This is a genomic window from Ancylobacter sp. TS-1, assembly GCF_009223885.1.
Lineage (GTDB): Bacteria > Pseudomonadota > Alphaproteobacteria > Rhizobiales > Xanthobacteraceae > Ancylobacter.
Genome location: NZ_CP045144.1, coordinates 511,302 through 524,116, shown reverse-complemented (window position 1 = coordinate 524,116; position 12,815 = coordinate 511,302). Strand labels below are relative to the sequence as shown.

At 70.5% G+C, this 12,815-nt stretch carries 10 protein-coding genes; 1 reads left to right on the top strand and 9 read right to left on the bottom strand.

Going from position 1 to position 12,815, the window contains the following annotated elements:
• Positions 1-250: 250 nt before the first annotated feature.
• On the bottom strand, positions 251-1,561 hold the full coding sequence (gene urtA, locus GBB76_RS02470) for an urea ABC transporter substrate-binding protein (protein ID WP_152301824.1): 1,311 nt from the start codon (positions 1,559-1,561) through the stop codon (positions 251-253).
• 204 nt (positions 1,562-1,765) lie between these two features.
• Positions 1,766-2,932 (bottom strand): aminotransferase, encoded by a 1,167-nt coding sequence (locus tag GBB76_RS02465; RefSeq protein ID WP_152301823.1) that lies wholly within the window; start codon positions 2,930-2,932, stop codon positions 1,766-1,768.
• 241 nt (positions 2,933-3,173) lie between these two features.
• Here GBB76_RS02465 and GBB76_RS02460 point away from each other — a divergent pair, with 241 nt between their 5' ends.
• Positions 3,174-4,136: an endonuclease/exonuclease/phosphatase family protein gene (locus tag GBB76_RS02460; protein WP_162375455.1), complete on the top strand. Its 963-nt coding sequence runs from the start codon at positions 3,174-3,176 to the stop codon at positions 4,134-4,136.
• Positions 4,137-4,173: 37 nt separating this feature from the next.
• On the opposite strand, the gene GBB76_RS02455 is transcribed toward GBB76_RS02460, so the two are convergent.
• From GBB76_RS02455 to GBB76_RS02425, 7 genes are all read right to left on the bottom strand, one after another.
• A complete protein-coding gene (locus tag GBB76_RS02455; RefSeq protein WP_152301821.1) occupies positions 4,174-5,289 on the bottom strand; it encodes a DUF1513 domain-containing protein in 1,116 nt (371 codons plus the stop codon).
• A gap of 11 nt (positions 5,290-5,300) precedes the next feature.
• Positions 5,301-6,425: an imelysin family protein gene (locus tag GBB76_RS02450; RefSeq protein WP_152301820.1), complete on the bottom strand. Its 1,125-nt coding sequence runs from the start codon at positions 6,423-6,425 to the stop codon at positions 5,301-5,303.
• Between the two features lie 13 nt (positions 6,426-6,438).
• Entirely contained in the window at positions 6,439-7,710 is a 1,272-nt protein-coding gene (locus GBB76_RS02445; protein ID WP_246669011.1) for a di-heme oxidoredictase family protein, read from the bottom strand.
• Between the two features lie 125 nt (positions 7,711-7,835).
• Positions 7,836-9,296 carry a multicopper oxidase family protein gene (locus tag GBB76_RS02440; protein ID WP_152301818.1) on the bottom strand — a complete coding sequence of 487 codons (1,461 nt, stop codon included), beginning with the start codon at positions 9,294-9,296 and terminating at the stop codon, positions 7,836-7,838.
• Positions 9,297-9,303: 7 nt separating this feature from the next.
• A complete protein-coding gene (locus tag GBB76_RS02435; RefSeq protein WP_152301817.1) occupies positions 9,304-10,596 on the bottom strand; it encodes an imelysin family protein in 1,293 nt (430 codons plus the stop codon).
• A 174-nt stretch (positions 10,597-10,770) separates the two neighbouring features.
• Complete coding sequence (locus tag GBB76_RS02430; RefSeq protein ID WP_152301816.1) at positions 10,771-11,058, bottom strand: hypothetical protein; 288 nt, start codon at positions 11,056-11,058, stop codon at positions 10,771-10,773.
• 307 nt (positions 11,059-11,365) lie between these two features.
• Complete coding sequence (locus GBB76_RS02425) at positions 11,366-12,688, bottom strand: TIGR03862 family flavoprotein (protein ID WP_152301815.1); 1,323 nt, start codon at positions 12,686-12,688, stop codon at positions 11,366-11,368.
• Between the last annotated feature and the right edge of the window lie 127 nt (positions 12,689-12,815).

Genomic DNA, 12,815 nt, shown 5'->3' with positions numbered 1-12,815 from the left:
CCCGGCGACGGCAAGTCGGATGTGGAGGACCGGATGTCGGGAACCGGATCCCTGGGATCGAATGTCGGAACTCCCGGCCCCATCCCGGGACGCACGGCCGCCGACGCGCGGCGGAACCCCTGCTCCGCCGGCTTCGCCGCCCTCCCCGAGGGAGGCGGGCGGCCAGAGGCGGGATCCGGCCGCCCGTGGGCGGCCGGAGGTCGTCGCTGTGCTCAGGCGCGATCCACGGGACCGCGCCCGGGCGTCGGGCTCACTTGCCCGCGCCGCCGCACTTGCCGGTCTTGACGTTGAAGTTGCCGCAGTTCATCGGCGAGCGCCAATCGGCGATCAGGTCCTTCGAACCTTCGAGGTAGGGCGACCACTCTTCGGCAACGATCAGGCCGGGGGTCTGCTCGACGATGTCGAACTGGCCGTCGTCCTTGATCTCGCCGATCAGCACCGGCTTGGTGATGTGGTGGTTCGGCATCATCGCCGAGAAGCCGCCCGAGAGGTTCGGCACCGCGACGCCGATCAGCGCCGGGATCACCGCGTCCGGATCGGTGGTGCCGGCCTTCTCGACCGCCTTGACCCACATGTTGAAGCCGATGACGGTGGCTTCCATCGGGTCGTTGGTCACGCGCTTGTCGTTCTTGGTGTACGCGCGCCACTTGGCGATGAAGTCCTTGTTCTCGGGGGTGTCGACCGACTGGAAGTAGTTCCACGCGGCGAGGTGGCCGAGGAGCGGCTTGGTGTCGATGCCGGCGAGCTCTTCCTCACCGACCGAGAAGGCCACGACCGGAATGTCGGTCGCCTTGATGCCCTGGTTGCCCAGTTCCTTGTAGAACGGCACGTTGGCGTCGCCGTTGATGGTCGAGACGACGGCGGTCTTCTTGCCGGCCGAACCGAACTTCTTGATGTCGGCCACGATCGTCTGCCAGTCGGAATGACCGAACGGCGTGTAGTTGATCATGATGTCCTCGGCCGGAACGCCCTTGGACTTCAGATAGGCCTCGAGGATCTTGTTGGTGGTGCGCGGATAGACGTAGTCGGTGCCGGCGAGCACCCAGCGCTTCACGCCCTCATTCGCCATGAGGTAGTCGACGGCCGGGATCGCCTGCTGGTTCGGGGCGGCGCCGGTGTAGAACACGTTGCGCTCGCTTTCCTCACCCTCGTACTGGACCGGGTAGAAAAGGATGGAGTTCAGCTCCTTGAAGACCGGGAGCACGGACTTGCGGGACACCGAGGTCCAGCAGCCGAACACGACCGCGACCTTTTCCTTGGCGATGAGTTCGCGCGCCTTCTCGGCGAAGAGCGGCCAGTTGGAGGCCGGATCGACCACCACGGCCTCAAGCTTCTTGCCGAGCACGCCGCCCGCCGCATTCTGTTCCTGCACCATGAAAAGCACGGTGTCCTTCAGCGTGGTCTCGCTGATGGCCATGGTGCCCGACAGCGAGTGCAGAACGCCGACCTTGATCGTTTCCTGCGCGGAAGCCGGAATGGCGGTACCGGCAAGCGCGAGCGCGGCGGCACCGACGGCGACGCGACGAGCCGCGTGCCGCGCCTGACTGAACAGGTTGAGCATATTCTTTCCCTTCTGGAGTTCACGCGCAGGACCCCCGTCCGCGCGCCGAGGGAAAGGAGTGCAATGGCCGTGCCAAGCACCCGGCAGCCGGCCGGGCAACCGCCCGCTCCACCCCCGCGCCATGGCTGGAAGGCGGACATGCCTAAATCATGAGCGAAAACTTCGAAATTAGTCAGGTTCGCGTTCAATCCCGCGCAAAATCATTCATTTGTATGCATTCGAGAGCGCGGCCATGCCGGCCAGCCGCTCCAGCGCGCGGTCGAGCGTGGCGTCGGTCTTGGCGAAGCAGAAGCGCACCACGCTCTCCACCGGCTCCTCGGCATAGAAGGCCGAGACCGGGATCGCCGCCACCCCTTCCCGCTCCACCAGCCGCAGGCAGAACGCCTCGTCGCGCAGACTCGGGTCGAGCGGGGCGAGGTCGACATTGAGAAAGTATGTGCCGGCCGAGGGCAGCACCCGGAAGCCGAGCGCGGCGAGCCCGCCCGCCAGCCGGTCGCGCGAGCGCTGGAGACCGGCGCGGGTGGCGAGGAACCAGTCGCGCTCCTTCCCCAGCCCGTAGGCGACCGCCTGCTGGAGCGCCGGCGGCGTGGTGAAGGTGAGGAACTGGTGCGCCTTGGACAGCGCCTTCATCAGCCCCGGCGCGGCGCAGACGAAGCCGACCTTCCAGCCGGTCATGCCGAAGATCTTGCCGGCCGAGCCGATCTTCACCGCGCGCTCGCGCATCCCCGGCAGCGCCAGCACGCTCACATGCTCAGCACCATCGAAGATCACGTGCTCCCACACCTCGTCGCTCACCAGCACGGCCCCCGACGCCTCGCAGAAGCGGGCCAATAGGTCCAGCTCGTCGCGGCCGAACACCCGGCCGGTCGGGTTGTGCGGGTTGTTGAACAGCACGAGGCGGGTGCGCGGGGTGAACGCACCGGCCAGCGCCTCCTCCGTCAGCCGCCAGGCCGGCGGCACCAGGCGCACGAGGCGCGGCACGCCGCCGGCCCGCTTCACCAGCGGCAGGTAGGCGTCGTAGAGCGGCTGGAACAGCACCACCTCGTCGCCCGGCTCGATCAGCGCCAGCAGCGCGCCGGCAATCGCCTCGGTGGCGCCCGAGGTGATCATCACCTCGGCTTCGGGATCGAGGTCGAGCCCCTGCCAGTCGCGGTAATGGTCGGCGACGGCCCGGCGCAGCTCCGGCGTGCCCATCATCGGCGGGTACTGGTTCCAGCCGTCCACCACCGCCTCGGCCGCCTTGCGCCGCACGTCGAGCGGACCGGGATCGTCCGGGAAACCCTGCCCGAGATTGACCGCCTCGTGCTCGCGGGCGAGCCGCGACATGGTCTCGAAGATCGTGGTGGGCAGGTCGGCGAAGAGCGAGTTCATGACATTACCGGCGGCGATGACGGGTCCGCCACCTTATCCCTGCAGACGCCGGCAAAGAAAAGATCACGGCATGTCGGCCGCACCGTCATACCGCCGTCAGCGGCACCTCCTAGGAGGAGCGGACGGCCGGGGCAACCGTCGAGGAACCCTCCTCTCTCGCACGCTCCGGCCCCCAGAACATCGTCACCTTCCCGTCGGGCCGGCGGTCGCACCGCTCGACGAGGACTCCCGGGAGCCCCGAATGAAACGTCTTCTTCTGGCATCGCTGATCGCGTCCGCGCTTCTGCCGGCGGCGGCACGGGCCGCCGATCCGACCGAGCTGACGGTGATGAGCTTCAATATCTGGGGCGGCGGCGCCAATGACGGCAAGCCGGTCGACGAGACCGTCGCCGCCATCAAGGCCGTCAACCCGGACATCGTCGCCCTGCTGGAGACGCAGCCCGAGCCCGACCCCTGCGACGCCGACAATTGCGTGCCGACCGGCGCCAGCGTAGCGAAGGCCATCGCCGAGCGCCTCGGCTATTTCCACTACGATCAGACCAAGCGGAATCCCGCCCTGTGGGGCGGCGCCATTCTGAGCCGCTACCCGATCGTCCAGCCGACGGCGAACGACCTCGGCGTCCAGATCGACGTCAAGGGCCGCAAGGTGTTCGCCTATTCGCTGCATCTGCCCGATTTCCCCTATCAGCCCTACCAGCTGCTCGGCATCGAGTACGGGCCGGCCCCGTTCTTCAAGACCGCCGACGAGGCGGTGGCCGCGGCAAAGGCGGCGCGCGGCCCGGCCATGGACCTGTTCATGCAGGATCTGAAGGCGGCGGACGGCGCCGACGCGGTCTTCGTGTTCGGCGACTTCAACGAGCCCTCCCATCTCGACTGGACGGAAGCCGTGGCCAAGGCCGGCGGCCAGCCCCTCGCCGTCGCCTGGCCGACCTCGCTGCGGATGACCGGGGAAGCCGGCTTCCTCGACCTGTTCCGCGTGGCCAATCCCGATCCGGTGCAGAAGCCCGGCCTTACCTGGACCACCACGTCGGAGCCTTCGGACCCGAGCGACCATCACGACCGCATCGACTTCACCTATGGCCGCGCCGCCGGCCTGAGCGTTCTCAAGGCCGGCATCGTCGGCGAGAAGGCGCCGGAGGCCGATATCGTGGTCACGCCGTGGCCGTCCGACCATCGCGCCAGCATGGCCGTGGTCCGCTTCTGACAAACCCGAACGGCGCGCCGGCATGGCCGGCGCGTCGCTACAGGCCGACCAGCGTCGCGTGATTGTCGAAGCGCGGGCCACCCGAACGGCGGGCGACGACGCCGACGCCCTCCCCGTCGGTGGCGATCAGCACCGTCTCGCCGAGCCCGCTGGTGGCGAGGAACTGCCCCGCCTCGCGGGTCGGGGCGAGGCCGCAGCCGTCGACCAGAGTGAGCGAGCCGAGGAAGCGCCCATCGCGCCGCCACAGCGCCACCCGGTTGCCGCGCGGCGAGGCGGCGGCGACATAGGCGCCCGATGCGTCAAGACACACAGAGCCGACATAGGTGCGCAGGCCCCGCCATTCCTCGTCCGGCGCGTCGAAGGCCCGTAGGCCCTCGCCCTCCACCGCGTAGAGCAGCGGCCGGGCAATGCCGTCGGCCAGCAGGTCCTGCGCCGCCACGACGGTGAAGCCGTCGGCGCCCGAGGTGAGGTGGCGCAGCGACAGTGAGGAAAGGTCATCGCCCAGCGCCGCCACCGAGCGCACCGCGCCGGTGACGGGATCGAGCCGGGCGATACTGGCGCCGGCGATCTCCGCCCCCACCGCCTCCGGCGTGTGCGGCTCGACGCCGCCATTGGCGACGACCAGCGCGCCGCCGGCGGGCAGCATGTCATGCGGGCCGATGCCGGACGAGGCCCATTCCGCCTCGATGGCGAATCCCGCCTCGACGACGCGGCGCGTCACCACGCCCTCGCCGGTGTCGCGCTCGATCTCGACGGCAAGGAAGCGCCGGCCGCCGTCGATGAAGCGGCCATGGCCGGAGAACACCCGCCCCTCGCCCGGCTCGAACCCGGCGAGCACGGTGCCGGCGCGGCGGTCGAACAGAACGGCCATGGTGCCGGGGCGGCGGGCCACAGCCACCGCCGTGCGCCGGTCCGGGCTCGGCTCCACCCAATGCAGGCGCTGCGCGCCCAAGCCGACCGGCGTGGCGGCGAAGTCCGGCGCCAGCACCACCGGCGCGAAGCCGTCGCCCACCCCCGCCGTCGCCAGCCATTCGGCGTCAAGCAGATGGTCGCGCGCATGGGCGGCCCCGCCGGCGAACAGCACGCGCGGCGCCGCCGCAAGCGTCGCGAAGGTGCCGACCAGCGAACGGCGGGTGAGATCGAGAAGGCCCATGCGCGCCTCCCTCAGTCGCCGTCGAGCGCGTTGAAGCCGAGCGCCACGCCGAGGCCGGAGGCGAGCGGACGGGCGATGCCCGCCTGCGCCGCCTTGAAGGCGCCGATGGCGGTTTCGAGGCTCTTGCGCCCCTGCGGCGTGGTCGCCGCCTGCCCGATATCCTCCGGTAGCCCGGCCGCTGCCTTGGCAGCCGCCTGCAGGGTCGTCGTCAGGCTCGCCCGGTCGGCGGCGGGAAGCCCCTGCGCCAGCGCGTCGGCCAACGAGCCGGCGCTGGTGATGATGGCGACGACGGTCTCCTTGGCGAGCCCGCTGCGGCGGCGGTCGGAAAGCAGGGGCTTCGCCTCGTCGGCATTCTTGCCAAGCACCACCAGCAGACGCTGGTCGACGACGCGCTGATAGGCGCCGGCGAGATCGGTGACGATCTGGCTCAGCAGCGCGTTCGGCTCGGGAAAAAACACCGGGTCGGCCTTGCCGGCGAGGAGCTGGGCGAGCAGTCCCTGCGTGCGGTCGCCCCAGCCGGTGCGGATCTCGTCGGCGATGGTGGCGAGGTTGCCGGCGATGGCGAGCCCGAGCGCCTGCCGACGCGAGGCCTCCGGCCCCGACAGCAGCGCCGCCTCGGCGCCCTCGTCATAGAGCAGGCGCTCCAGCGCCGGCAGGCCCTGCACGGCGGCGCTGAGGCGGAAGAACCGCTCGGGCTGGAGCCGCTCGTCGGTCGGATCGTCGACGATCTCGGCCACCGAGCGCCCGACCGCGTTGCGCCGCTCGGGGAATAGGTTGAAGCGGTCCGCGCGCAGCGACAGCATCACCGGCCCGAAGGTGATGAACTCGACCGAGGCCCAGCCATCGGAGACGGCGGCGAAGCGCGCCTTCAGCTCCTTCACCCCCTCGGCGGACGGCGCGTTGGCGAAGGCCGCCCACGCCGCCTGCTGCGCCTTCGCGCTGGCCAGCAGCGTGTCGTAGCGCGGCAGCAGCCAGCCCTCGACCACCTCGGGCGCCGAAATCGCCGCCGCATCGGCGCGGCCGACGAAGAAACCGGAGACGAGAGCGGTGGCGGCGGCGAGGACCGGCACGCCCTGCGCCGCCTGCCCGATCTGGCTCGCCAGCGCGAGCGCCACGGCGATGGGGGAACGGTTCATGCTCGGCCTCGCTCTAAAGGGAAGAAACATAGTCGAGGAGCGCCCGGCGCTCCCGGGCGCCCAGTGCCTCGAAGCGCGCGCGGGCGCCCGATGCCTCGCCGCCGTGCCAGCGCACCGCCTCGGCGACGTCGGCGGCGCGGCCATCGTGCAGCAGCCCGGTGCCGCGCGCCAGAGCGCCGGAGAGCCCCGCCAGCGGCGCGGTGCGCCACTCCCCGGCCCCCGCGCCCGGCACGCCGGCCGGATCGGCGAGCCCCTCGCCCATCTCGTGCAGCAGGACGTCGGTGTAGAGGGCGACCTTCCCGCCCCCGCGCATGGGCAGCGCGGGACGGTGGCAGGCGGCGCAGCCGGTGGCGGCGAACAGCTTCGCGCCGCGCCTGTCGGGCTCGGAGGCGGGAGCCTTCAGGCCACGCAGATAGGCGACGATGCGCTGGACGATGGCGTCGGAAATCTCCGGCTCACCCTCGCCGTCGCGCCCGTGCGGGGCGCTGCGGCAGGCGGCCTGCGCCTGCGTACAGTCGCCCCACGGCTCCATGCGCAGCGGCGTCGACAGGCCGAGATCGAGCGCGAAGGCTTCCGAGGCCTGGCTGGCGAGGTTGGCGTGGCTCGCCTTCCAGCCGAAACGGCCGACGGTCGAGCCGCCCTCGGCATGGGCGAGCCGGCGGGCGCGCCCGCGCACGCCATCCTTGTTGCGGTCGTCCAGGTCCTCGAGCGCGAGGATCGCCGCATCGTCCACCCTTTCCAGCTTGCCGCGCCCGCGCAAATCCGGCGCCGTGCGCAGCGAGACATGGGTGGCGGCATCGAGCGGGCCGTAGCCCGGCGCTTCGACGCGCGGGATGCGGCGGCCATTCTCCACCGCGACCGCGAAGGTGCCCTCCGCCGGCACGCCGGGCAGGGTCATCGTCTCCAGCCGGTGGCCATAGACCGGATCGCCGGCACCGTCCGCGCGGAACAGCGAGAGCACCATGCCGAGCCCGTCCGGCCGCCCTTCGGCGTCGAGCGCGGCCGCTCCCCGCCCGGCCCCGCCGGGATGGCAGGCGGAACAGGAGCGCGCATCGAACAGCGGCCCGAGGCCGTCATTGGCGCGGGTGGAACTCGGCGCCGGCACCCAGGGCCGCTCGAACAGCGCCTTGCCGATGGCGGCATCGAGGCGGCTGTCCTCGGCGAACAGCGGCGCGGGAAGAAGCAGGGCGCAGAGGAGAACGACGCTGCCGATGAGGCCGCTGCGCGGAGTCTTCGCTGGGTCCCGGATCGGCGCTTCGGCTGCGCCTCCGCTGGTCCGGGACACGAGGGCGTCTCCCGGACAAGCCGCGCGCAGCGCGGCGCCGATCCGGGACCCAGGGGAAACCCTTCGGCCGAATCCCGCCTTCTGCGCGGCGCGCGGGCGGCGGGCGGAAGCGGAGCTCCGTGCCATCACACGATCCGGAACCAGCCCATCATCCCGGTCTCCATATGCTCCAGAATGTGGCAGTGGAACACCCAGTCGCCGGGTGCCGCGACGAAGGCGATCTCCACCGCCTCGCCGGGCTGCACCAGCACCGTGTCGGCGAAGTGGCGCGGCAGGCGGTCGAGGCTCGATTTCACCACCTCGAAGACATGGCCGTGCAGGTGGACCGGGTGCGGAAAGCGGGTCTCGTTCTTGATTTCGACGCGGCAGGAGCGGCCCGTCTCCATGCGCGCCAGCGGCGGCGGCAGGTTGCGCCGGCTCCCGGTCGGCCAGGATTCGGCATCGATGCCCCAATAGGTGGTCGATCCGACGCACAGGCTGTCGATCAGCGCCTTGGCCAACGGATCGTCGGCCGGCAGAGCGAGGTTCTTCACCGCCGCGTCGGTCGCCTGCTGGAGGGTGAAGGAGAAGCGGGCGGCCTTCTTCATGTCCGGACGCGGCAGCTCCGGTCCCGGAAGGGCCAGCGGCCCCTTGCGCGGCTTGGCCGCCCGGCCCTCGGCGCGGAGCGTGGCGAAGCGGTAGACCTCGGAGGCACGGTAGTCGCCGAGCGTCACCGCACCGCCCTCCGCCGGCATGCGGATGTCGAGGTCGATGCGCTGGGCCGGGCCCATGCGCCAGATGCCGTCCGGCAGATCGTCGAGCCGCACGGGCTTGAGCGCATGGCCGTCGACCGCGATCAGCCAGGCTTCGCCGCCCTCGACGCCGATATCCATGATGCGGGTGGAATCGAGGTTGAGGATGCGCAGCCGCACATGCCCGCCGGCGGGCGCCTTGAGATCGAGGGAGGCGGCGCCGTTCACCGTGCGGGTGGCGCCGAAGGTGCCGGCGCGGGAGGCGCCCTCGGGCTCGGACAGCGGAAGGAAGCTGCCGTCCGGCGCGAGGCGCCAGTCCTTGAGGCAGAGCACGTGCTCGGCATCGAAGGCGGGATCGCGGGGATCCTCGACCAGCAGCACGCCGGCAAGGCCCTTTCCGGCCTGCCCGGTCTCGTCGCAATGGGGATGGAAGAAGAAGGTGCCGGGATCGTCGAGCGGCAGCAGATAGGTGAAGCGCCCACCCGGCTGCACCAGAGGCTGCGTCAGCGTCGGCACGCCGTCGAACTCGTTCGGCATGCGGATGCCGTGGAAATGCAGCGTCGAGCCCTCATGGAGCCCGTTGACGAATTCCGCCTTCAGCCGCGTGCCGCGCGGCACGCGCAGCGTCTGGAAGGGCACGCCGTCATAGGCGAGGATGCGCGTCGCCGGGCCATCCGGGCCGAGCAGCTTCAGTTCCATCTCGCCGGCGGTCAGCGTCACCGTGCGCGTCGGCGCGAAGGGAGCCGCCGCGCGGGCCAGCCCGATGCGGCTCGGCCCCGGCAGGACCAGCCCGCCGAGCGCCGCGCCCGCGCCGAGAAAGGCGCGGCGCGAGAGACCCGCGCCGCCGGTTTTCATCGCGTTCTCACTCGCCGACCTTGGACGGATCGTCCAGGCTGTCCGAGCCCTCGACCTTGATCTTGAGCTTCAGCGCGCCGACCACGCCCTCGATGGCGCGGGTCTGGGCGACGAGCGAGTCGACGCCCTTCTGCACGAGGGCGTTGCCCTCGGCATTGCCCTCGCCGATCTGCTGGTCATAGGCCTGCTTGCCGCTGTCGGCCTCGTCCTTGATCGCCTTCAGCGCGGCGAGCGCGGCGTCGATCTTGGCTTCGGCCTCCTCGGCGGCCTTCGGCGCCTTGGCGGCCGCATAGGCGGCGACCGACGCGCCCTCGACCGTCGAGCCGTCCACGCGGCTGTACTTGCCGCGATAGATCGAGGCGATGCCGACCTCGTCGTAATAATGCGAGTTGTGGGTGTTGTCGGAGAAGCAGTCATGCTCCTCCTCGGGGTCGTGCAGGATGAGGCCGAGCTTCATGCGCTCGCCGGCCAGCTCGCCATAGGAGAGCGAGCCGAGGCCGGTGAGGATGGTACCGAGCGCGGCCTTGTCCTTCTGCTTCGCCACGGCGGCGCGGGCCTTGCCCTTCGGGCCCCACCACTTGGTCATGTCCTCGAGGTCGGAGACGAGCAGGTCGGTCGCGGCCTTGAGGTAGGCGGCGCGGCGCTCGCAATTGCCGCCGGTGCAGTTCTTCGTGTCGTAGTCGGTGACCGGGCGCTTGCCGGCGCCAGGGCCGGTGCCGTTGAGGTCCTGACCCCACAGCAGGAACTCGATGGCGTGGTAGCCGATGGCGACGTTCGACTCGACGCCGCCGGCTTCCTGCAGGCTGTCGAGCAGCTTCGGCGTGATCTTGGTGGCGTCGATGGTCTTCTTGCCGACACGGACCTTGGTGTTGGCGATCACGTTGGCGGTGTAGAGCGGGTTCTCGTCGGACGAGTCGCCATAGCTCTTGTCGACATAGTCGATCAGCCCCTCGTCAAGCGGCCAGGCGTTCACGCGGCCTTCCCACTCGTCGACGATGGCGTTGCCGAAGCGGAAGCCCTCGGTCTGCTGGTAAGGCACGCGCGCGGCCTTCCACGCTGCCTTCGCCTTGTCGAGATTGGCGTCGGTCGGCTCGGCGATCAGGGCATTAACGGCGCTCTGGAGATCTTTGGCGGTCTTCAGGCTGTCGCCATACATCGCTTCGGCGATGTTGGCATAGGTGGCGACGATGTCGCGGACCTTGGGAGCCGCGCTTTCCGCGGCGGCCGGGCCGGCGGCAAGGCTGGCCCCCAACGCAAGAGCCGCGACCACAGGCGCGGCGAACAGTGTTCTGGCTCGCATGGATTGTCTCCTCCCGCCGCCCGAGCGGCACATTGCGGGAGACTCCTACGCTACCAGCCGAAGACATCGCAAGTCTTCGGCTGCACTTTAGAATGGTTTTACATTATACATTCTCATGTCGTCGGCGACGACTGAATGTAAATCCGCTTGAATACTGCAATGCACCACCCGCGCTCATGACGCAGGGGCAAGTAATGGCTGCAAGGCCTCGGAAAGCTCGGCATCGGTGACGGTCGCCAGCGGCTTCATGAGCTTGGCCGCCTCGGTCCGGCGGCCCGGCCGCATCACCAGCACCACTGTCTCGGCTCCGCCGCAGGCCGGGTCGCCGCAGGCGATCTCGCTGATGGAAATGGTGGTTTCCTCGCCGACGCCGAGCATGGCCCGCGCCCGCGCGGCCAGTTCCCGGGCGGCATCGGGCGCCGCCTCCGCGGCCGATCCCCGGCGAAAGAACAGACGTGCCATGGCTCTCCTCGTGCGTCGCGCCCCCGGCAATCCCGCCCAAGGAGGTACGCCCCGCACCCCCGGCGCGCAAGGTGCCGTGGCGGCGCCGACGCCATTCTAAGTAAAACGTCGTGGGTATAGTTTAGAACTGTAATAATATCGGAAGATAATCGTTGTGCATGACAATCAGCGAGCGTAATTATCCTGCCAACGCCGATGACGGACCGCGAATACGCTGAAACAGCGGGAACGGACATCGGTAAACCCTTCGCGAGGCCGTTTTCCCGGCAGGTCTCGTGAACCGCGCGGGACGACGGCACGCGCTCCCTCAGCCGTCGTCCCGCGCCATCCCTTCCCTGTCCGCCGCATCGTCCGCCGCCGGCCATGGGCCGTCCCAGCCCTCCGGCGGGAGCAGGCCGAGCCAGTCCAGCATGCCGCCTGCCGCCGCGAAGCCGGTGGCGAAGCAGGCTTGCAGGAGATAGCCGCCGGTCGGCGCCTCCCAGTCCAGCATCTCGCCGGCAACGAACACGCCGGGCCGCGCGCGCAGCATCAGCCGCGCGTCGACACCCGCCCGCGTCACCCCGCCGGCCGAGGAGATGGCGCGCTCCAGCGGCGCCATGCCGGTCGCCGTCAGCGGAACCGCCTTGATGCGCCGCGCCAGTTCCTCCGGCGCGGCGGGAAGCGGCCCCGCCTCGCGCAGCAGGCCGGCAGCGGCCGGAGGCAGACCAACCTTGCGCAGCCGGTTCGCCGTGGATTCGCCCTTTCGGCTGCCGGCGAGACGGTCGGTCAGCACCTCGGCGCTCATGTCGGGGCGCAGATCGACGCTGAGCATCGCGCGGCCCTCCCGCGCGATCGCCTCGCGCAGCCGGGCGGAAAGCGCGTAGACCGCGCCGCCCTCCAGCCCTTCCGCGTCGATCATCGCCTCGCCGCGCACGCACGCGCCCTCGACAGAGAGCGCGATGCGCTTGAGCGGCTGCCCCTTGAAGCGCGTACGGAACGGTTCGGACCAGCCGATGCGCACGCCGCTATTGGACGGCCGCAGTGCGGCGACCTCGACACCCCCGGCGCGCAGCAGCTCCACCCAGCCGCCGTCGCTGCCGAGGCGCGGCCAGCTTGCGCCACCGAGCGCCAGCAGCACGGCGTCCGCCGCCGCCTCCCATTCGCCGCCGGGCGTCTCGAAGCGCAGCGCGCCCGCCGCGTTCCAGCCGAGCCAGCGGTGACGGCTCGCCAGCGTGACGTCGAGCGATTCCAGTCGCGCCAGCCAGGCGCGCAGCAGAGGCGAGGCCTTGAAGCTCCGGGGGAAGACGCGGCCCGAGGAACCGACGAAGGTCGGCTCGCCCACCCCCTCCGCGAAGGCGCGCAGCCGTGCCGGCGGGAAGGCGTCGAGGAACGGGGCCAGCCACTCCGCCGCGTCGCCGTAGCGGGCGAGGAAGGCGTCGCGCGACTCGGAATGAGTGAGGTTCAGCCCGCCGCGTCCCGCGATCAGCAGCTTGCGCGCCGGCGAGGCCATGCGCTCGTAGATCGTCACCTGGCAGCCGGTCCGCGCCAGAACCTCGGCCGCGATCAGCCCCGCCGGCCCAGCGCCGATGATGGCGACACGGGGATTGGCGGCAGGCGGATTTCGCGAGTCGCTCCCGTCACTTGCGGTCATGAGCTGACACTCCGATTCCGAAGCAACCTCGCGACAAAACTGTCGCGTCGCCAACCCGTTAGGCTCGGACACCGCAAAACCGATTCTAGCGTCTGACAGGCGCCCAGCACCACCTCGCGGGGCGATT